This is a genomic window from Streptomyces sp. NPDC047841 (assembly GCF_040704085.1).
Classification (GTDB): domain Bacteria; phylum Actinomycetota; class Actinomycetes; order Streptomycetales; family Streptomycetaceae; genus Streptomyces; species Streptomyces argyrophylli.
Genome location: NZ_JBEYRP010000009.1, coordinates 261,769 through 282,125, shown reverse-complemented (window position 1 = coordinate 282,125; position 20,357 = coordinate 261,769). Strand labels below are relative to the sequence as shown.

Sequence of the window (20,357 nt, the reverse complement as noted above, 5' to 3'; positions counted from 1 at the left end):
GCTAGCGGTCCCCGAAGATCGTGCGGTGCCAGTCCTTCGCGGCCACCGCGGTGTTGTCGAACATTACGTGTTTGACCTGCGTGTACTCCTCGAAGGAGTACGCCGACATGTCCTTGCCGAAGCCGGATGCCTTGTAGCCGCCGTGCGGCATCTCGCTGATGATCGGGATGTGGTCGTTGATCCAGACGCAGCCCGCCCTGAGCTCGCGGGTGGCCCGGTTCGCGCGGTAGACGTCGCGGCTCCACGCGGAGGCGGCGAGGCCGTACGGGGTGTCGTTGGCCAGCCGGATGCCCTCATCATCACTGTCGAACGGCAGTACGACCAGTACCGGTCCGAAGATCTCCGACTGGACGATCTCGCTGTCCTGGGCCGCGTCGGCGATCAGGGTGGGCCGGTAGTAGGCGCCGTCCTTCAGATCGCCCCCGGGGGCCTCGCCGCCGGTCACCACGCGCGCGTAGCCCCGCGCGCGGTCCACGAAACCGGCGACCCGGTCACGCTGGACGTGCGAGATCAGCGGCCCCAGGTCGGTGCCGGGCGCGAACGGGTCGCCGAGCCGCACGGTCTCCATCAGCGCGGCGGTCCGCTCCACGAACGCCTCGTACAGCGGGCGCTGCACGTACGCGCGCGTGGCGGCCGTGCAGTCCTGCCCGGTGTTGATGAGCGCGCCGGCGACCGCGCCGTGCGCGGCGGCCTCCGGGTCGGCGTCGTCGAAGACGACGAAGGGCGCCTTGCCGCCGAGCTCCAGGTGCAGCCGCTTGACGGTGGCGGTGGCGATCTCGGCGACGCGCTTGCCGACGGCGGTGGAGCCGGTGAAGGAGGTCATGGCCACGTCGGGGTGCCCGACGAGGTGCTCACCGGCCTCCTTCCCGGTCCCGGTGACGACGTTGACCACGCCCTCCGGGATGCCGGCGTCCATGGCGGCCCGCGCGAACAGCAGCGAGGTCAGCGGGGTCAGCTCGGCGGGCTTCAGCACGATGGTGTTGCCCGCGGCGATCGCCGGGAGGATCTTCCAGGCGGCCATCTGGAGCGGGTAGTTCCAGGGTGCGATGGAGCCGACGACCCCGATGGGCTCGCGCCGGACGTACGACGTGTGGTCGCCCGAGTACTCACCGGCGGACTGGCCCTGCAGGTGCCGGGCCGCGCCCGCGAAGAACGCGGTGTTGTCGATGGTCCCCGGCACGTCGAACTCGCGGCTGAGCTTGAGCGGCTTGCCGCACTGGAGGGACTCCGCGCGGGCGAACTCCTCGGCGCGGTCGGCGAGCACGGCCGCGAACCGGTGCAGCGCGTCCGAGCGCTCGCCCGGGGTGGCGGCGGCCCAGCCGGGGAAGGCGGCCCGCGCGGCGGCGACGGCCGCGTCGACGTCCTCGGTACCGGCCAGCTCGTAGGTGTACACCTCGGCGCCGGTGGCCGGGTCGACCACGGAGTGCGTACGGCCCGAGGTGCCCCCGGCGGGCCGGCCGGCGATGAACTGCGCGCCGTCCGCGAGGCGGTCCTGTGCGGGGAATCGTTCCGGGGTGGCGGTGCCCGGGTTGTGCATGTCGCTCTCCTCCGCCGTGCGCCCGTCCCGAGGGGCGGGGGGCGTGGCTCCAGCTCGATTTGAGTGCCGATCCTGACAGAGGGGCCGGACGCCAACAAGTGATTCCGTTGTTGCCTTTTGGTTACGCGACGGAATCTGTCGACCAGGTGTCGAGTCGGGGCGGAAAAGGACGGACGGAGTGTCAGTGGTGCGTGCCACACTCGCGTGCATGGGGAAGATCGACGGGGTGGACGCCCTGATCAGGGAGGTCCGGGCGGGGTCCCGGATCAGGTACCTGCACTTCTGGGGACACCGGCCGCGGCCGGACGGCCGGATCGGCGCGAGCTGTCTGAGCCAGTGGTGGCCGTCACCGTTCGTGGTGGACGGCGTGCGGTACGCGACGGCCGAGCACTGGATGATGGCGGGCAAGGCCCGACTGTTCGGGGACGCTGAGGCCGAGCGCCGGGTGCTGGCCGCGGAGCATCCCGCGGAGGCGAAGAAGGTGGGCCGGCTGGTGCGGGACTTCGACGCGGCGGTGTGGGAGCGGGAGCGCTTCCGGCTGGTGGTCGAGGGCAGCGTGCACAAGTTCGCCGCCGACGACGACCTCGGGATGTTCCTGCTGAGGACCGGTGAGCGGGTGCTGGTGGAGGCGAGCCCCGTGGACCGGATATGGGGCATCGGCCTCTCGGCGGGCGACGAGGCGGCCTCTGACCCGGAGCGCTGGCAGGGCTTGAACCTCCTGGGCTTCGCCCTGATGGAGGCCCGGGAGCGACTGGCGGGGGCCGGCGCGTAGGCCTGCGGCGCTTCGGCGGGGTCGTCGGCCTGCGGGGCTTCGGCGGGGGCGGCGGGGGCCGGGGTGCTTCAAGGCGGGCGACGTGTGCCGGGGTGCTTCGGGCGGGGCGACGGGTGCTGGGGCGCCTCGGCGAGGCAGCCGGTGCAGGGCGCTTCGGCAGGGCAGCGCGTACCGGGGCACTTCGACGGGGCAGCGGGTGCCGGGGTGCTTCGGGCGGGGCGACGCGTGCCGGGGTGCTTCGGCCGGGGCGGCGCGTGCCGGAGCGCTTCGGCGCGGCGGCGGGTGCTGCGGCGCTTCGGGCGGGGCGACGCGTGCCGGGGCGCTTCTGCCGGGGTAACGCGTACCGGAGCGCTTCGGCGCGGCGACGTGTACCACAGCGCTTCGGTGGGGCAGCAGCCCGTGCCCGGTCGGCGGTGCGGGGGCGGGCGTGCCGGCCGGTGCGTCAGACGCCCGTCGCTATGAACGCGGCGAACAGGACCAGCACCAGGACGATCCCGGCGGCGCCGCAAATGATGCCGGCCAGGGCCACGCCGGGGTTCGTCGCCTCGCCCCGGTTGGCCTTGCGCCGGCCCAGCCCGCCGAGGATCAGGGCCAGGATGCTCATGGCCAGGGCGATCGGCCACAGGACGAAGCCGACCGTCGAGACGATCCCCAGCACCAGCGAGGCCGTACCCATGCCGTTGCTGGGAGGCGGCTGCATCCCGGGCCAGGCGTAGCCGTGGGCGGCGGGGTAGGGGGCGACACCCCCGTACGGGGCCTGCTGCGGGCCCGGGTAGCCGTACGCGGGCCCGGCACCCGGGTAGCCGTACGCCGGCGCCGCACCCGGATAGCCGTACGGCACCTGGCCGGGCCCGTCGGGGGCGATGGGGGGCGGCGGCACCGGCTCCGCTCCCCCGTGCGCGCCCGCGGGGGGCGGCGGCGGGGCGAAGGGGTTCGCCGGGGGCGAGTAGGAGTGCGGCGGCGGTGCGAGGGGGTTCGGCTGGGGGGCCGGAGCTGGCGGCGCGAACGGGTTCGGCTGCGCGGTGGCAGCCGGCGGGGCGAACGGGTTCGGCTGGGGGGCCGGGACCCTGGAGGTGGGGCCCTCGGCCGGGGCGGCCCAGGGCGCGGGTACGGCGTCGGCGGGCGTGGCCGGGCCCGGGAACGCCGGCCGCGACGTCACCGTCTGCTGGTCGTGCACGGGGCCGGGGGCGGGGGCTGCGTCCTGGACGCGTGCCCCGTCCGCTCCCCGGGCCGCCGGTGCCGTCCGCTCCGGTTCCTTGTCGAAGGAGACCCGGGGTGTCACGGAGTAGGGCCCGTCGCTCCGCTCCCCCGGCGTGGACTGCGGAACCTCGTCGGACATGGTCGGCACACCCCTCGGCTGGACGTCCCGTCATGCTACGGGCAGCGCGGGGCACCGCGGCCCGGGGCCTACGATGATGCGGCGCAACCCGATCAGCCGATCACCGCGCCCGCACCACGGACCGCGTCCACCGCACGACGTGCCGGGGACCACGTGCCGCGGGCGCCCGTCCCGGGGAGGACCCCTTGACCGACAGCTCCGTACCCGCCACCGGCACCGCCGACCGCGATCTGCGCGCCTTCATCGCCGGCCTGCCCAAGGCGGAACTGCACGTCCACCACGTCGGCTCCGCCTCCCCCCGCATCGTCTCCGAACTGGCCGCCCGGCACCCCGACTCCCGGGTCCCCAGCGACCCCGAGGCCCTGGCCGACTACTTCACCTTCACCGACTTCGCGCACTTCATCGAGGTGTACCTGTCGGTCGTGGACCTCATCCGCACCCCGGAGGACGTCCGGCTGCTCACCTACGAGGTGGCCCGCGACATGGCCCGGCAGCAGGTGCGGTACGCCGAGCTGACGATCACCCCGTTCTCCTCGACCCGGCGCGGCATCGACCCGCGGGCGTTCATGGACGCCATAGAGGACGCCCGGAAGGCCGCCGAGGCCGAGTTCGGGACCGTGCTGCGCTGGTGCTTCGACATCCCCGGCGAGGCCGGTCTGGAGTCGGCCGAGGAGACGGTGCGGCTGGCCACCGACGACCGGTTCCGCCCGGAGGGCCTGGTGTCGTTCGGACTCGGCGGGCCGGAGATCGGCGTGCCCCGGCCGCAGTTCAAGCCGTACTTCGACCGGGCCATCGCGGCCGGTCTTCGCTCCGTCCCGCACGCCGGGGAGACGACCGGCCCGGAGACGGTGTGGGACGCGCTGACCGAGCTGCGCGCCGAGCGGATCGGGCACGGCACCAGCTCGGCGCGGGACCCGAAGCTGCTCGCCCACCTCGCCGAGCACCGCGTCCCGCTGGAGGTGTGCCCGACCTCCAACATCGCCACCCGCGCGGTCCGCACGCTGGAGGAGCACCCGATCAAGGAGTTCACGCGGGCCGGGGTGCTGGTCACGATCAACTCCGACGACCCGCCGATGTTCGGCACCGACCTGAACAACGAGTACGCGGTGGCCGCCCGGCTCCTGGACCTCGACGAGCGGGGCGTGGCGGACCTGGCGAAGAACGCCGTTCAGGCCTCCTTCCTGGACGCGGCGGGCAAGGCGCGGATCACGGCGGAGATCGACACGTACACCGCCGCCTGGCCGGCCTCCTGACACCGGCCACAATGGGGGCCATGCAGACGCTGACCGCCGTGGCCCACCGCGGCGACCCCTACCGTTTCCGTGAGAACACCCTCCCTTCACTGCGGTCCGCGCTCGACCGGGGCGCGGACGCCGTGGAGGTCGACGTACGGCTCACCCGGGACGGCGTTCCCGTGCTGCTGCACGACGACACGCTGCGGCGGCTGTGGGAGGTCGACCGGCCGCTGGCCGCGCTGTCCGCCGACGAGCTGCGCGGGCTCACGGCGGGCGGTGTGCCGACGCTGGCGGAGGCGCTGGCCGCGACCGGGGACAGCAGGGTGATGGTGGACCTGTGCGGACCGGTCGGCCGTCGCACGGTGGCGCGGACCCTGGACGTGGTCCGGCAGTGCGGGGCCGGGGAGCGGGTCTACTACAGCGCGCACGCCGAGGCGATGCTCGCCGTCCGCGCGGCCGACCCGGCCGCCGAGATCGCGCTGACCTGGACGAGCCTGGCGCCGCCCCGGCCCGCGCTGCTGGCCGCGATCCGCCCGCGCTGGCTCAACTACCGCTTCTCCCTGGTGAGCCGGGAGCTCGCGGCCCGCGTGCACCACGACGGTCTGCTGCTGTCGGTCTGGACCCCGGACACCCGCCGTTCCATGAGCCGCCTGCTGGACCTGGGCGCCGACTCCATCACGACGAACCGGATCGACGTCCTGCACGCCCTGCGCACCGCGGGCTAGGTCCTTCGTTCGGACCGGGCCGGATCAGGGAGCGGGGTCTGGTGCCGTGCATCGCGTTCGAGCACGGCGACGAGGTGACGGCCGCACGGGAGCAACCGCATCCGCGCGGGAGCGGACCGTAGGGGTGATCCCGGACAACTCCCTCAGAAAATCGGCTGGTTGATCGGGGACGAGCAAGGGGCGCGGGACCTCCTCGGTGAGGATCCGCCGCCCGGCCCGGCGTCTGAGGATGATCACGCACCGTCTTCCGGTGCCCGACGTCCGGCCCCCCGAAGGAGTCCCGCATGCCCCGCACCAGCCGTTCCGCCCTCCTGGCCGCCGCCCTCGTCACCGCGGTGGCCGCCGGCCCGCTGGCCGCCCCCGCCTTCGCCGCCCCCGCCTTCGCCGCGCCCGCCCATACCGCGGCCACGACCGCCCCCGGCACCACCGCCCCCGGCACGGCCGGCCCCGACACCGAGGCCCTCGCCGCCGCGATCGCCGGGCTGCCCGACCACGACGCCACCGCCGCGCTGCTCCGCGTCGGCGGTGACGGGACCTGGCGCGGGACGGCCGGGGTGCGCGACGTGCGCACCGGAGCGCCGGCCCTGGAGGACGCGCGCTTCCGGGCCGGTTCGGTGACGAAGGTGGTGACCGCGTCGATCGTGCTGCAACTGGCCGCGGAGGGCCGGATCGACCTCGACGGGACCGTGCAGCACTATCTGCCGGGCCTGCTCACCGCGGACTTCGCGCCGGTCACCGTACGGCAGTTGCTGAACTACACCAGCGGACTGCGCCCGGGTGCGTCCCTCGGCGACACGGTCGAGGAGGGCTACCCGCACCGCTTCGAGACGCTGACGCCCCGTCAGGTCGTGGCGGACGCCGTGGCGGGGGGTCCGGCGTACGCGCCGGGCACGCGGCAGACCTACGGCAACATCCACTACACCGTGCTCGGCATGCTCATCGAGAAGGTGACCGGCGACTCGTACGCGCACCAGGCCGAGGTGCGGGTCTTCCGGCCGCTCGGCATGCGGCACAGCTCCTTCCCGGTCGGCGCGGACCCCCGGATCCACGGCCCGCACAACCGGGGCTACGACTGGATCGACGGCGAACTGGTCGACGTGACCGACTGGAACATGTCCGACCGGTTCGCGGCCGGCGACCTGATCTCCACGACCGCCGATCTGGAGCGGCTGCTGGTCGGGCTGTTCCGCGGCCGGGTGGTGCCGCAGCCGCAGCTGAAGGAGATGTTCACGCTGCCGGACGTGCCCGGGGCGCGGTACGGCGCGGCACTGGAGCGGTTCGAGGTGAACGGCAGGGTGATCTGGGGCAAGACCGGTTCGCGCCCCGGCTACGCGACGGTGATCGCCGCGACCCCGGACCTGTCCCGCACGCTGGTCTACTCGGTCAACTCCACGGACGCCAAGGGCGACGGGCTGGCCACCGCCCAGCGCTTCGCGTTCCCGGCGTTCAACCGCTGACCGGGGCCGGCCCGTTCGCCGGTGACCAGGTTCAGCCCGCGGCGGTGGCGGCCGGGAACCCGGACGGCGCGCCGCCGAGCGCCTCCAGCCGCTTGATCTTCTTCCGTACGACGTACAGCGGGACGATCCCGAAGACCCCGAACGACATGTCGATGACGCTCCACCAGAGGGGGATTCCGCGGACCGGTCCGCAGACGAGGGCGAGCGGGATGATCCCGGCACAGGCGATCATCCCGAACTCGACCACCCAGATGTTGCGGACGGGGTCGCGGTAGGGGCCGTAGAACGCGACCGCGATGACGAGGTGCGCGAAGGCGAGCCAGTCGGTGCCGTACAGGACGAAGGGCTGGTCGGCGTCGACGGTGTCCAGCCCGTCCCGCACCCGGGAGATCCACGCCATCAGCCCGGGCAGGTGCTCCGGCACGGACAGCGCCCGCAACGCGCTCTCGGTCCAGCGCAGTTCGTGCACCAGCGGGAAGGCGGTCGCCCCGCTGAGGGCGAGGCACACGACGAAGAGGGCCAGCCAGACGCGGATGCCCTTGAGCAGGGCGGCTCTGTCGCTCATGGAAGCAGCGTACGCGCGGAATTGAACATGTTCAAAACCTTGTCGGCGGGGTGGCGGATACCGCCGAATCGGCGCGAACCTCCTGAATCATTGCAAAGTTCTCGGACATACCAGTAAATTGCGCCCCACCCTTCGAGACGTCACCGGCAGACGGGGCAACGGATGAGCACGGACGACCGCGTCGCGGTGACGACCGGGATCGCACGGCTGCACGCGTCTCCCGCGCTCGCCGGGACCGGCCGGCTGGGGCTGGTGACCAACCACACCGGCGTCCTCCCCGATCTGCGCCCCGCCGCGCCCGCGCTGCTCGCGGCCGGCGTGCCGCTGGTCGCCCTGTTCGGACCCGAGCACGGGCTGTACGGGACCGCCCAGGCCGGGGAGGGCGGGGCCGCCCGGCGGGACCCCGCCACCGGCCTGCCCGTCCACGACACCTACCGGTGCGACGGCGAGCGCCTCGACACCCTGCTGCTCGACAGCGGCGTCGACGCCCTGGTGTTCGACCTCCAGGACATCGGGGCCCGGTTCTGCACCTACGTCTGGACGATGTTCGACCTGATGGTCTCGGCGGCGCGTACGGGCGTGCGGTTCGTGGTCGCCGACCGGCCGAACCCGCTCGGCGGTCTCGTCAGCGAGGGGCCGCCGCTCGACCCGGCGTGGGCCGGCTTCGTCGGGCGTGCCCCGATACCGGTCCGGCCCGGCCTCCCCTGCGGTGAACTCGCCCGGCACCTCAACGCCTCCGCCGTGGCCCGCCGCGCGGGCCGGTCCGCCGACCTGACCGTGATCGAGGTGGCCGGCCGGCGGCGCGCCCTGGACGCGGCGGCCACCGGCCTGCCGTGGATCGCGCACTCGCCGAACATCCCGACGCCCGCCACGGCCGCCGTCTACCCCGGCACCTGCCTGTTCGAGGGGACGAACCTCTCCGAGGGCCGGGGCACCACACAGCCCTTCGAGATCGTCGGGGCGCCGTACCTCGACGCGCGGTTCGCGCCCGCGCTCGCCGAACTCGCCCTGCCGGGAGTGCACTTCCGTGACCTGCGCTTCGTACCGACCTTCCACAAACACGCCGGACGGCCGCTGCGCGGGGTCCAGCTCCACCTCACCGACCCCGTGTCGTTCGCTCCCGTGCGCACCGCCGTCCCGATGCTCGCCACGCTGCGGCGGCTGTACCCGGACGACTTCGCCTGGCACACCGCGGACGGCGGCGCGGACGGAGCCGGGGAGACCGGCCGCCGTCCCTTCATCGACCTGCTGTGGGGCTCCGACCGGTTGCGGCGCGCCGTCGACGCGGGCGACGACCCGCTGCCGCTGTGCGACGCCCCTGCACCGCCCGCCGACTGGGCCGGCGCCGACGTGCTGCTCTACCCCTGAGCCCACGGCCGCCGTCGTACGCCCCGCCCCGGCGCCGAGGCCGTACCGACCGCCCTCGCCGCCACTGCCCCGCACCCGCGCAGAAAGGACACCGCCGTCGATGACCGACCGCACGACGCCATCCGGGGCCGGGACGCGCGGGTTCCGCGTGGGTGACGGGCCCGGGCTGGTGGAGGCGTGGCGGCGGAGCGCGCCGGCCGATCCCCTCACCCCGGACCGCTTCCGCTCCCTGGTGCTGCTCGACGCCAACTTCGATCCGGAGGGGCTCCGGGTCGCCGTCGACGGCGACCGGGTCGTCGGCGCGGCCTACGCGGTGCGCCGCCTGACGCCGATGAGCGGCACCGACCTGGAGCCGGAGCAGGGCTGGATCCCGTTCTTCTTCGTCGACCCGGCCGCCCGTGGGCGCGGCCTCGGCCGCCGGCTGCTGACCGACGCCCTCGACTGGCTGCACGGTCACGGCCGCACCCGCGTGGACTTCTCCTCGTACACCCCGAACTACGTCCTGCCCGGGCTGGACGCCGGGACGTACCCGGAGGCGGCGAAGCTCCTCGACTCGCTGGGCTTCCGGACCCTGTACGAGGCGGCGGCGATGGACCGCGGCCTGGTCGGCTACCGCTTCCCCGGCGTGGCCGCGCGCCGCCGGGACGAGCTGACGGCCCGCGGCCACCGGTTCGCCACCCCGTCCGACGACGACCTGGTGGACCTGCTCGCGCTCGCCGGACGCTTCAACCCGGACTGGGCGCGGGCGATCCGGGACTGCCTGGCCGCCGGCACGCCGCTGGACCGGATCGTCGTCGCCCGGGACCCGTCGGGCCGCCTGGCCGGCTGGGCGATGCACGGCGCGTACGCGTCGGCGGACGAGCGGTTCGGGCCGTTCGGCGTGCGGGAGGAGATGCGCGGCACCGGGCTCGGCACGGTCCTGCTCCACCTGGTCCTGGAGCGGATGCGGGCGCGCGGCGCGCACTCCGCGTGGTTCCTGTGGACCGGCGAGCGGTCCCCGGCGGGCCGGCTGTACCGCGCGGCGGGCTTCACCACGACCCGGGTGTTCCGCGTGCTGCGCCGGGAGGCCGCCCGATGACTCAGCCCCGCCGCACCGACGGCCCGCCCGGCCGCCGGCCACCGCGCCCCACCACGCGCCTGAGCCGCCGTCACTTCGCGCTGGCGCTCCCCTCGGCACTGCTCGCCACCGGCTGCGCGGCGCCGCACCGGGGCACCGGGCGGCCCGGTGACCCCATCGTCCTCACCCTGCTCTCCCACTACGCGAGCGGGGAGCTCAAGGAGGCGCTGCGGGGCCCGGTGGACGAGTGGAACGCCACGCACGACCGGGTCAAGGTGCGGACGACGGCGGTGGAGTTCACGGACCTGCTGACCACGTTCATGGTCCGGCAGGCCGCCGGCCAGGGCGCCGACATCCTCCACCCGTACTGCCTGTGGAACGGCCAGCTCGTCCGGGCCGGCGTCCTGCGGCCCGCTCCGGCCGGGCACGCGGAGGAGATCCGGCGCGGCTACAGCGCCGCCGCGGTCGGCGCGGCGTCGGTGGGCGGCCGGGTGTACGGCTACCCCACCGAACTCCAGACGTACGCCCTGTACTACAACAAGCGGCTGCTGCGCGCGGCCGGCGTCGACGGGCCGCCGCGCACCTGGCGGGAGCTGGAGGAGACCGCCTACCGCACCACCAGGCGGGACCGGTACGGCAACACGCTCGTCCAGGGTTTCGGCCTGTCGGTCTACGACGACTCCACCACCGTCGGCCAGACGCTCGCGCTGCTCAACGCCGCCGGCGGGGCGTTCGTCTCGGCGGACGGCAGGAGCACCGGCATCGACTCACCGGCCGGACGGGCCGTCTTCAGCCTGGAGGGCCGCCTCGTCACCAGGGGGGCCAGCTCCCCCGGGGTCAACGTCTACCGCGCGTTCCCGTCCGGGCAGGTGGCCATGGTGATCAGCGCGGGCTGGTGGACCGGCAGCCTGAAGAGCGAGATGGGCGCGGACTACCGCGATGTCGGCGTCGCGCCGCTGCCCCTGCCCGAGGCGGGCGGCACCCGCGCCACGCTCTGCACCGGGTTCATGCTCGGCGTCAACACGGCCAGTGCGCACCCGCGCGAGGCGTGGGAGTTCCTGCGCTGGCTCAACGCCGAGCGGACGGCCACGGGGAAGGGTGCGGTGGCAACCCGGATGAGCGCCCTCCAGGTGGCGGTCGGCTCCCTGACCGGCCGCGCCGACGACATGCGGGCCCTCCTGGGCGCGGGCGGCGGGAAGGACGGGGCCGGCGATCCGAACCTGCGGCCGTTCCTGGACGCGCTGGCCTACGCGGTGCCGGAGCCGAACGTGCCGGGCGCGCAGCAGGCCAAGTCGCTGCTGCGCACGAACATCGAAGGGCTGTGGACCGGCCGGCGGTCGGTCGAGGAGGCGCTGCGCCTCACCCGCCGTCAGGTCGATCAGGAGGTGGCGCGCGCATGGTGAACGCCCTGGTGCCGGAGGCGGCCGAACCGGCCCCGCGCGCACGGGCCGTCCGGCCCGCCGTCGACGGCCGCGTCCGCCACCGGCGCCGCCAGAGTGTCGTCGCCTACCTCTTCCTGGCGCCGGTGCTGCTGTTCTTCGCGGTCTTCCTGGTGCTGCCGCTCGGTTTCGCGCTGCTGCTGTCGACGTCCCACTGGTCCGGGTTCGCCCTCGGCGACATCGAGCCGGCCGGCCTGGACAACTTCACCGGCCTGTTCGCGGACGGGTCGACGTTCCTGACGCCGGTCCTCACCAACACGCTGCTGTTCGCCCTGGGCACCGTCGCCCTCGCCCTCACGGGCTCGGTGCTCGTCGCGACCTGCATCGACAGGCTGCGGTTCCAGGGGCTGTGGCGCACCCTGTACTTCCTGCCGATCGTCACGACCGTCGTCGCCGTCGGCAACGTGTGGAAGTACATGTACGAGCCGGGCGGTCTGGTCAACGGCGTCCTCAACGCCGTCGGGCTGGACTCGGTGGCGTTCCTCGCGGACCCGGACACCGCGCTGCCCTCGGTCGTGGTCGTCCAGGCCTGGGCCTCGCTCGGCTCGGCGGTCCTCGTGCTGACCGCCGGACTGAAGTCCGTCCCGGAGTCGTACTACGAGGCCGCCGCGCTGGACGGCGCCGGGCCGGTCACCGTCTTCCGCAGGATCACCCTGCCGCTGCTGCGGCCGTCGCTGCTGTTCGTGTGCGTCACCCAGTTCCTCACCGGTCTTCAGTCGTTCGCGCTGATCACCGTGATGACCAGGGGCGGGCCGGGTGACGCGACCGACGTGGCCGCGCTGGAGATGTACCGGCTGGCCTTCGGCTACGGCGACTGGGGCACCGCGAGCGCCGCCGCGTTCGTGCTGTTCGTGGTGGTTCTCGCGGTCACGCTGGCGCAGTTGTGGTGGTTCCGGCGCACGGGGGAGGACGCGTGACGCGGGGAAGGGGCACCGGCCGCCGTGGTGTGCCGTGGCTGTCGTACCTCGTGGTCGTGACCGGCGCCGTGCTCACGGTGGTGCCGTTCCTCGACATGGTGATGACGTCCTTCAAGGGCCCCGGTGAGGCCGGCACGCTGCCGTACCGCTTCCTGCCCCAGGCGTTCGGCCTCTCCAACTACCGGGCGGCGGTCCGCCAGTTGGACCTGCCGGTGCTCTTCCGCAACAGCGTGGTCGCCACCGCGCTGATCACCGGTTCCGTGCTGCTGACGTCGTCCCTCGCGGGCTACGCGCTCGCCAAACTGCGCTTCCCCGGCCGCGACTTCGTCTTCCGCCTCGTGCTGTCCACGATGATGTTCCCGCCGTTCCTCTTCTTCGTCCCGCACTTCCTGATCCTGGTGCACTGGCCGCTGGCGGGCGGCAACGACCTGTCCGGGCGCGGCGGCGCCGGCCTGACCGTCAGCATCGCGGCGCTCGCCGTGCCGTTCCTCGTCAACGGCTTCGGGATCTTCCTGACCCGCCAGTTCATGGTCGCGATCCCGGACGAGGTCCTGGAGGCGGCGCGCATCGACGGGGCCGGGGAGTTCGCCGTGTGGTGGCGGATCGTGGTGCCGCAGACCAAGCCGGTCCTGGTCACGCTGGGGCTGCTGACCTTCGTCGACGCCTGGAACGAGTACATCTGGGCGCTGCTCGTCTCGACCGCCAACCCGGACGTGATGACCCTGCCCGTCGGCATCCAGCTGCTCCAGGACCACGTCGACCCGGCCCGCACGATGCCCATCGTCATGGCCGGCCTCGTCCTGAGCGTCCTGCCGGTCCTGCTCCTGTTCCTGCTGCTCCAGAAGCACTACGTCAGGGGCGTCATGCTCAGCGGCCTGAAGTGACCCCGGTCCCGCCGCCGGCCGGCCACGCGCCAGGCCCTAGAACCCCACGATCGCGTTCCACCGCCGGGTGAACTCCGGGCGTTCCGCGGAGGTGATGTCGCGGGCGACGGCGAGACGGCGGCGCATGCCGGAGTCCGGGAAGATCAGGGGGTTGCCGGCGAGGGCCGCCGTGTCCTTGTCCTTGGCGGCGGCCAGGACCTCGCGGGCGGCCGGGACCGGGCAGACGTAGTTCACCCAGGCGGCGAGCCGGGCCGCGACCTCGGGGGCGTAGTAGTAGTCGATCAGGCGCTCGGCGTTGGCCTTGTGGCGGGCCCGGTCGGGGATCATCAGGGAGTCCGACCACAGTTCGGCGCCCTCCACGGGGACGACGAAGCGGATGTCGGGGTTGTCCGCCTGGAGCTGGATGACGTCGCCGGAGTACGCCTGGCAGGCGAGGACGTCCCCGCTGACCAGGTCCTTGGTGTAGTCGTTGCCGGTGAAGCGGCGTATCTGGCCCCGGTGGACCTGCCGCTCCACCTGGTCGCAGACCCGGTGGAGGTCGTCCGCGGTCCACCGGGTGATGTCGACGCCGTTGCCCTGCATGAGCAGCGCGAACGACTCGTCCAGGCCGGACAGCAGGGTCACGCGTCCCTTGAGGTCCTTGGCCCACAGGTCGGAGACGGAGCGTATCTCGCGGCCGAGCCTGCGGCGGTCGTAGGCGATGCCGGTGATGCCGGACTGCCAGGGCACGGTGAACCGGCGGCCCTTGTCGGAGGCGGGCGAGCGCAGCAGCGGGTCCAGGTGCCGCGCCACGTTCGGCTGGCGGGCGCGGTCCATCTCCTGGACCCAGCCGAGCCGGACGAACCGGGCGCACATCCAGTCGCTGATGACGATCAGATCGCGGCCGGTGGGCCGGTGGCTCATCAGCGCGGGGCTGATCTTGCCGAAGAACTCGTCGTTGTCGTTGATCTCCTCGACGTAGTCGACGGAGATCCCGGTGCGTTTCTCGAACCCCTCCAGCGTGGGCCGCCGGCCGGGGTCGTCGTCGGCGGTGTCGATGTACAGCGGCCAGTTCGCCCAGGTCAGCTTGTTGTCGCGGGCGGACTCGTCGGCGACGGCCCGGTCACCGGGCGCCACGTACGCCGCGGGCACCCCGCAGCCGGCGAGGGCACCGAGCGCGGCGGTGCCCCCGAGGGCGGCGAGGAGGGAACGGCGGGACAGCGGGGGCGTGCGGGAAGGGGTCTGGAACACCCGGAAGCATGCCGTCCCACCGTGTCCACGGACAATCAGCGCCGGCAGCCGTCAGCCGTCCAGCGACGTCATCACGTGCTTGATGCGGGTGTAGTCCTCGAAGCCGTACGCCGACAGGTCCTTGCCGTAGCCGGACTTCTTGAAGCCGCCGTGCGGCATCTCGGCGACCAGCGGGATGTGGGTGTTGATCCACACGCAGCCGAAGTCGAGCTTCTTGGACATGCGCATCGCGCGGGCGTGGTCCTTGGTCCAGACGGAGGACGCGAGGGCGTACTCGACGCCGTTGGCCCACTCGACGGCCTGGTCCTCGTCGGTGAAGGACTGGACGGTGATGACCGGGCCGAAGACCTCGTTCTGGATGATCTCGTCGTCCTGCTTCAGGCCGGAGACGACGGTCGGGGCGTAGAAGTAGCCCTTGTCGCCGACCTGCTGGCCGCCCGCCTCGACCTTGGCGTGGGCGGGGAGGCGCTCGATGAAGCCGGAGACCTGCTTGAGCTGGTTGGGGTTGTTCAGCGGGCCGAACAGCACGTCCTCGTCGTCCGGCTGGCCGGTCTTCGTCTCGGACGCGGCCTTGGCGAGCGCGGCCACGAACTCGTCGTGGATGGACTCCTGCACGAGGACGCGGGTGGCGGCCGTACAGTCCTGGCCGGCGTTGAAGAAGCCCGCCACGGAGATGTCCTCGACGGCCTTGGCGATGTCGGTGTCCTCGAAGACGACGACCGGGGCCTTGCCGCCCAGCTCCAGGTGGACCCGCTTGAGGTCCTTGGAGGCGGACTCGGCGACGGACATGCCGGCGCGCACGGAGCCGGTGATGGAGGCCATGGCCGGGATGTCGTGCTCGACCATCATGCGGCCGGTGTCGCGGTCGCCGCAGATGACGTTGAAGACGCCCTTGGGCAGGATCGAGCCGATGATGTCGGCGATCAGGACGGTGGAGGCCGGGGTGGTGTCCGACGGCTTCAGGACGACCGTGTTGCCGGCGGCGATGGCCGGGGCGAACTTCCACACCGCCATCATCATCGGGTAGTTCCACGGCGCGACCTGCGCGCAGACGCCGACCGGCTCACGGCGGATGATCGAGGTCATCCCGTCCATGTACTCGCCGGCCGAGCGGCCCTCCAGCATCCGGGCCGCGCCCGCGAAGAAGCGGATCTGGTCGACCATCGGCGGGATCTCCTCGGTGCGGGTGAGCCCGACCGGCTTGCCGGTGTTCTCCACCTCGGCCGCGATCAGCTCCTCGGCGCGCTCCTCGAAGGCGTCGGCGATCTTCAGGAGGGCCTTCTGGCGCTCGGCCGGCGTGGTGTCGCGCCAGCCCGGGAAGGCACGGGCGGCGGCCTCCATGGCGGCGTCCACGTCCGCCTGCCCGGACAGCGGCGCGGTGGCGTACGCCTCGCCCGTCGCGGGGTTGACCACCTCGGTGGTCCGTCCGTCGGCGGCGTCCCGGAACTCACCGTCGATGTAGTTGCGCAGACGACGCAGCTCGGTGCTCACTGCCGGCCTCCTGATCTGGTTCAAGCTGTCCGATCTCTGAGACACCCACCCTAGTCGGCGCGCCGACGTTTTCAACACCCCCAGCGCGACCACTTCTGCGAAATCCGCAAGGTGTGGTCTCGTAAACAACGAATTTCATCGCTCGGGCCTTGCGAAACTGTCGAGACGTCGTGCACAGTGAGGCCGTGGCCAGTCGAAGCGCAGACCAGAGGGACCCGTCCCGCGAGTCAAGGAACGGCGGCAGTCCCCAGCTGGACGCCGTCTCCCTCGCCATCATCCAGCAGCTCCAGGAGGACGGCCGCCGGCCGTACGCCGCGATCGGCAAGGCCGTCGGCCTGTCCGAGGCGGCCGTGCGGCAGCGCGTGCAGAAGCTGCTGGACCAGGGCGTGATGCAGATCGTCGCCGTCACGGACCCGCTCACCGTGGGCTTCCGCCGGCAGGCGATGGTCGGGATCAACGCCGAGGGCGATGTCGAGAAGATCGCGGACGCGCTGACTGACATGTCGGAAGTCGAGTACGTGGTGATGACCGCGGGCTCGTTCGACATCCTCGCCGAGATCGTCTGCGAGGACGACGACCACCTGCTGGACGTCATCAACAAACGCATCCGGTCCCTGCCCGGAGTGCGCTCCACCGAGAGCTTCGTCTACCTGAAGCTCAAGAAGCAGACCTACATGTGGGGAACCCGATAACCGTGAGGACCCGATAACCGTGAGCAGCAAGGACCTCAGCCGCACCGCGTACGACCACCTGTGGATGCACTTCACCCGCATGTCCTCGTACGAGAACTCCCCCGTACCGACCATCGTGCGGGGCGAGGGCACCTACATCTACGACGACAAGGGCAAGCGCTACCTCGACGGTCTCGCGGGTCTGTTCGTGGTCCAGGCCGGACACGGCCGCACGGAACTCGCCGAGACCGCCTTCAAGCAGGCCCAGGAGCTCGCCTTCTTCCCGGTGTGGTCCTACGCCCACCCCAAGGCCGTCGAGCTGGCCGAGCGCCTCGCCGACTACGCCCCGGGCGACCTGAACAAGGTCTTCTTCACCACCGGCGGCGGCGAGGCCGTCGAGACCGCCTGGAAGCTCGCCAAGCAGTACTTCAAGCTCCAGGGCAAGCCGACCAAGTACAAGGTCATCTCCCGCGCGGTCGCCTACCACGGCACCCCGCAGGGCGCCCTGTCGATCACCGGCCTGCCGGCCCTGAAGGCGCCGTTCGAGCCGCTCGTCCCGGGCGCGCACAAGGTGCCGAACACCAACATCTACCGCGCCCCGATCTTCGGTGACGACCCGGAGGCCTTCGGCCGCTGGGCCGCCGACCAGATCGAGCAGCAGATCCTCTTCGAGGGCCCGGAAACCGTCGCCGCGGTCTTCCTGGAGCCGGTGCAGAACGCCGGCGGCTGCTTCCCGCCGCCGCCCGGCTACTTCCAGCGCGTGCGCGAGATCTGCGACCAGTACGACGTGCTGCTCGTGTCGGACGAGGTCATCTGCGCCTTCGGCCGCCTCGGCACGATGTTCGCCTGCGACAAGTTCGGCTACGTCCCGGACATGATCACCTGCGCCAAGGGCATGACCTCGGGCTACTCCCCGATCGGCGCGTGCATCGTCTCCGACCGCGTCGCCGAGCCGTTCTACAAGGGCGACAACACCTTCCTGCACGGCTACACCTTCGGCGGCCACCCCGTGTCGGCCGCGGTGGGCCTCGCCAACCTGGACCTGTTCGAGCGCGAGAACCTCACCCAGCACGTGCTGGACAACGAGGGCGCCTTCCTCCAGACGCTCCAGAAGCTGCACGACCTGCCCATCGTCGGCGACGTCCGCGGCAACGGCTTCTTCTACGGCATCGAGCTGGTGAAGGACAAGAACACCAAGGAGTCCTTCAACGAGGAGGAGACCGAGCGCGTCCTGTACGGCTTCCTCTCCAAGGCGCTGTTCGACAACGGCCTGTACTGCCGTGCCGACGACCGCGGCGACCCGGTCGTCCAGCTCGCCCCGCCGCTGATCTCCGACCAGGGGACCTTCGACGAGATCGAGCAGATCCTGCGGGCCACCCTCACGGAGGCGTGGACCAAGCTCTGATCATCCGACGGGATGACCGAACCCGGCCCCGGTGCCCTCCGTTCGAGTGAGAACGGCGGCCCGGGGCCGTGTGCTGTCCGGGCTCCCGTCCGGGACCTGCCTAGCGTGCCAGTGACCGATCGGCCCTGCCTTCGTTCCCCCGGACGGAGGAACAGGCACGGGAAAACGGATCTGAACCGAGGTGTACGCCCATGGAGGCTCCGCCGGACAACGACGTGCTCTGGGCACGCTCCCTGCACTTCAGCCACCGCGACGGCTCCCCCGGACTCGCCGGGATCTCGCTCGGCGTGCGGCAGGGCGAGATCCTCGCCGTCAGCGGCCCGCGCGGCAGCGGCAAGACGACCCTGCTGCGCTGTCTGTCCGGCCTGGAGCCGGTGCGGTGCGGCGAGGTCTGGTTCAACAGCTCCCCCGTGCACACCCTCGGCCCGATGGCCCGCGAGCGGCTGCGCCGGGACCGCTTCGGCTGGATCGACCCGGTGCCGTTCCTCGTCCCCGAGCTGAACGTCTGGGAGAACGCCGCGCTCCCGCTGATGCTGCGCGGCGCCGGGCGGCGCCGGGCCAAGGTGGCCGCGCTGGAGTGGCTGGAGCGGCTGGACGTCGGCGAGAAGGCCCGCAGCCGTCCTCGCGACCTCCAGCACGCCGAACGCCAGCGCGTCGCCATCGCCCGCGCGCTCGCCCCCGGGCCCACGGTCCTCTTCGCCGACGAGCCCACGGCCCCGCTGCACCGGGCGGACCGCGGCCACGTCCTGCGCACGCTCACCGCGGCGGCCCGCTCGCACGGCATCACGGTCGTCCTCGCCACGCACGACGCCGAGACCGCCGCCCTCGCCGACCGTACGGTGGCCCTGCTGGACGGGCGGCGCGTGCACACCGTGCACCTGCCGGACAGCCCCGACACGGAAGGCCGGGCCGCGTGCTCGCTCTCCGCCTGACCCGTGCCGCCCGGCCCGCCGTCCAGCTGCGCCGCCTGCTGGTGGCCGCGGCCTCGGCGGGCACCGGTTTCCTGCTGCTGTCCTGCCTCGCGCACGCCCTGAAGCACCCGGAGGCCGCGAGCGCCTCCGCGCTGCGCCTGGCCTGGTGCGCGGTGCCGCTCGCCGCCACGGTGTACCTCGCGCTAGCGGTCGCCCGCACCGACCCCGGCACCCGGCCGCGCCCCGGCCTGTCCGCCGTGGGCCTGGGCCCGGCCCGCCTCATGGCCGTCTCCGCGCTGACGACGGCCCTGTCCTGCACCCTGGGCTCGCTGCTGGCCCTGCTGGTCTTCCTCCACCTGCGCGGCGACCTGACGGGCATGCCGTTCGACGGCGCGGCCACGGGCATGCTGGCGGCGGACCGCTCCCTCCCCCTCCCGGCGACCCTGACCCTCCTCGCCCTGCTCCCGGCCACGGCGACGGCGGCGGTGGCCCTGGCCCTGCGCCCGAGGGACCCGGTCCCGCCGCCCCGCACCGGCCGGGGCTTCGGCCGCTTCGGCGCGTACGGGGGGTCGCCGCGGAAGGAGACGTTCGGATCGGCGGGACGCTTCAGGGGACGGGCGGCGGGGCCGAAGGCACCGGCCACGGCGGACCCGTCCGCCACGGGCGGCCGTGCCGCCGGGGCGACGGTCACGGACGGCGACGCGCCGGCGCCGGGTACCGGAGCCGGCCCCGAGCCCTCCGCACCGGCACCGGACACCGAGGTCCGGCCCCCGGCCGGCCTCCCCTGGGGCGTGGCCCTCGTCACCGCTGGACTGGCCGTACAGGCCTACGCCGGCCGCACCACGCCCGCCCCCGCCCTCGCCGTGCTCCTCGGCTGGCTGCTCACCGCCACCGGTCTCGTCCTGGCCTCCCCCGGCCTCACCCACCTGTGCGGACGGCTCCTGCAGTCCACCCGCCCGGGGGCGCTGAGGCTGCTCGCCGGCCGGGTGCTCATGGCGGAGGCCGCCCGGATCGGCCGCCCGCTGGGCGTGGTGTGCGCGGTGGCGTCCGCCGGCTACGCCATGACCGCCCTGTACGACGGCACCGGCCCGGGCCCCGCCTCCGGGCCGCTGTCCGCCCTCGGCGCGCTCGTCGTCGCCGGTTCCACGCTCGCCACCCTCCTCACCGCGGCCGTGGAGGCCCGGCAGTGCCGTGCCGACACCATCGCCGCACTGCTCCGCCTCGGCGCGCCCGCCGGGATGCTGCGCGGTGCCGCCGCCCTCCGCGCGGCGGCCCTGCTGGTCCTGTTCGTCCCGCTCACCCTCGGGATCGCGGCGCTGTCGGTGCTGCCGCTCAGCTGAGAAGAACCCCGGCG

At 73.0% G+C, this 20,357-nt stretch carries 18 protein-coding genes; 13 read left to right on the top strand and 5 right to left on the bottom strand.

The window, feature by feature from the left end; translation table 11 throughout:
* Position 1 precedes the first annotated feature (1 nt).
* Entirely contained in the window at positions 2 to 1,537 is a 1,536-nt protein-coding gene (locus tag AB0947_RS17225) for a gamma-aminobutyraldehyde dehydrogenase (protein WP_366751145.1), read from the bottom strand.
* 208 nt (positions 1,538 to 1,745) lie between these two features.
* Here AB0947_RS17225 and AB0947_RS17220 point away from each other — a divergent pair, with 208 nt between their 5' ends.
* Entirely contained in the window at positions 1,746 to 2,309 is a 564-nt protein-coding gene (locus AB0947_RS17220) for an NADAR family protein (RefSeq protein WP_366751144.1), read from the top strand.
* Positions 2,310 to 2,751: 442 nt separating this feature from the next.
* On the opposite strand, the gene AB0947_RS17215 is transcribed toward AB0947_RS17220, so the two are convergent.
* On the bottom strand, positions 2,752 to 3,648 hold the full coding sequence (locus tag AB0947_RS17215; protein ID WP_366751143.1) for a DUF4190 domain-containing protein: 897 nt from the start codon (positions 3,646 to 3,648) through the stop codon (positions 2,752 to 2,754).
* A 185-nt stretch (positions 3,649 to 3,833) separates the two neighbouring features.
* On the opposite strand from AB0947_RS17215, the gene AB0947_RS17210 reads away from it, so the two are divergent.
* The 3 genes from AB0947_RS17210 (at position 3,834) to AB0947_RS17200 (ending at position 7,065) form a co-directional block, all read left to right on the top strand.
* Positions 3,834 to 4,901, top strand: coding sequence for an adenosine deaminase (locus tag AB0947_RS17210; protein WP_366751142.1), 1,068 nt, complete (start codon positions 3,834 to 3,836; stop codon positions 4,899 to 4,901).
* Positions 4,902 to 4,921: 20 nt separating this feature from the next.
* Entirely contained in the window at positions 4,922 to 5,608 is a 687-nt protein-coding gene (locus AB0947_RS17205; protein WP_366751141.1) for a glycerophosphodiester phosphodiesterase, read from the top strand.
* Positions 5,609 to 5,892: 284 nt separating this feature from the next.
* A complete protein-coding gene (locus AB0947_RS17200) occupies positions 5,893 to 7,065 on the top strand; it encodes a serine hydrolase domain-containing protein (protein ID WP_366751140.1) in 1,173 nt (390 codons plus the stop codon).
* 31 nt (positions 7,066 to 7,096) lie between these two features.
* Here AB0947_RS17200 and AB0947_RS17195 read toward each other — a convergent pair whose 3' ends face one another.
* Positions 7,097 to 7,630: a hypothetical protein gene (locus tag AB0947_RS17195; protein WP_366751139.1), complete on the bottom strand. Its 534-nt coding sequence runs from the start codon at positions 7,628 to 7,630 to the stop codon at positions 7,097 to 7,099.
* Between the two features lie 162 nt (positions 7,631 to 7,792).
* On the opposite strand from AB0947_RS17195, the gene AB0947_RS17190 reads away from it, so the two are divergent.
* From AB0947_RS17190 to AB0947_RS17170, 5 genes are all read left to right on the top strand, one after another.
* Entirely contained in the window at positions 7,793 to 8,998 is a 1,206-nt protein-coding gene (locus tag AB0947_RS17190; protein WP_366751138.1) for a DUF1343 domain-containing protein, read from the top strand.
* A 100-nt stretch (positions 8,999 to 9,098) separates the two neighbouring features.
* Positions 9,099 to 10,076, top strand: a complete 978-nt coding sequence (locus AB0947_RS17185) for a GNAT family N-acetyltransferase (protein ID WP_366751137.1) — start codon at positions 9,099 to 9,101, stop codon at positions 10,074 to 10,076.
* Complete coding sequence (locus AB0947_RS17180; RefSeq protein ID WP_366751136.1) at positions 10,073 to 11,458, top strand: extracellular solute-binding protein; 1,386 nt, start codon at positions 10,073 to 10,075, stop codon at positions 11,456 to 11,458. Before AB0947_RS17185 ends, AB0947_RS17180 begins: the two co-directional genes overlap by 4 nt.
* Positions 11,452 to 12,411, top strand: coding sequence for a sugar ABC transporter permease (locus AB0947_RS17175; RefSeq protein WP_366751135.1), 960 nt, complete (start codon positions 11,452 to 11,454; stop codon positions 12,409 to 12,411). Before AB0947_RS17180 ends, AB0947_RS17175 begins: the two co-directional genes overlap by 7 nt.
* Positions 12,408 to 13,295, top strand: a complete 888-nt coding sequence (locus AB0947_RS17170; RefSeq protein WP_366751134.1) for a carbohydrate ABC transporter permease — start codon at positions 12,408 to 12,410, stop codon at positions 13,293 to 13,295. The genes AB0947_RS17175 and AB0947_RS17170 overlap by 4 nt, the downstream gene beginning before the upstream one ends.
* Positions 13,296 to 13,331: 36 nt before the next feature.
* Here the strand turns inward: AB0947_RS17170 and AB0947_RS17165 are convergent, their stop codons facing one another.
* Positions 13,332 to 14,525 carry an extracellular solute-binding protein gene (locus AB0947_RS17165; RefSeq protein ID WP_366751133.1) on the bottom strand — a complete coding sequence of 398 codons (1,194 nt, stop codon included), beginning with the start codon at positions 14,523 to 14,525 and terminating at the stop codon, positions 13,332 to 13,334.
* Between the two features lie 51 nt (positions 14,526 to 14,576).
* Positions 14,577 to 16,016 (bottom strand): gamma-aminobutyraldehyde dehydrogenase, encoded by a 1,440-nt coding sequence (locus tag AB0947_RS17160; RefSeq protein WP_366751132.1) that lies wholly within the window; start codon positions 16,014 to 16,016, stop codon positions 14,577 to 14,579.
* A 170-nt stretch (positions 16,017 to 16,186) separates the two neighbouring features.
* Here AB0947_RS17160 and AB0947_RS17155 point away from each other — a divergent pair, with 170 nt between their 5' ends.
* The 4 genes from AB0947_RS17155 (at position 16,187) to AB0947_RS17140 (ending at position 20,343) form a co-directional block, all read left to right on the top strand.
* Positions 16,187 to 16,708, top strand: a complete 522-nt coding sequence (locus tag AB0947_RS17155; protein WP_132788813.1) for an Lrp/AsnC family transcriptional regulator — start codon at positions 16,187 to 16,189, stop codon at positions 16,706 to 16,708.
* Between the two features lie 19 nt (positions 16,709 to 16,727).
* Positions 16,728 to 18,092 carry an aspartate aminotransferase family protein gene (locus AB0947_RS17150; protein WP_366751131.1) on the top strand — a complete coding sequence of 455 codons (1,365 nt, stop codon included), beginning with the start codon at positions 16,728 to 16,730 and terminating at the stop codon, positions 18,090 to 18,092.
* A gap of 191 nt (positions 18,093 to 18,283) precedes the next feature.
* Positions 18,284 to 19,024: an ATP-binding cassette domain-containing protein gene (locus AB0947_RS17145; RefSeq protein ID WP_366751130.1), complete on the top strand. Its 741-nt coding sequence runs from the start codon at positions 18,284 to 18,286 to the stop codon at positions 19,022 to 19,024.
* Positions 19,006 to 20,343: a hypothetical protein gene (locus AB0947_RS17140; RefSeq protein ID WP_366751129.1), complete on the top strand. Its 1,338-nt coding sequence runs from the start codon at positions 19,006 to 19,008 to the stop codon at positions 20,341 to 20,343. The genes AB0947_RS17145 and AB0947_RS17140 overlap by 19 nt, the downstream gene beginning before the upstream one ends.
* The last annotated feature ends 14 nt before the right edge of the window (positions 20,344 to 20,357 follow it).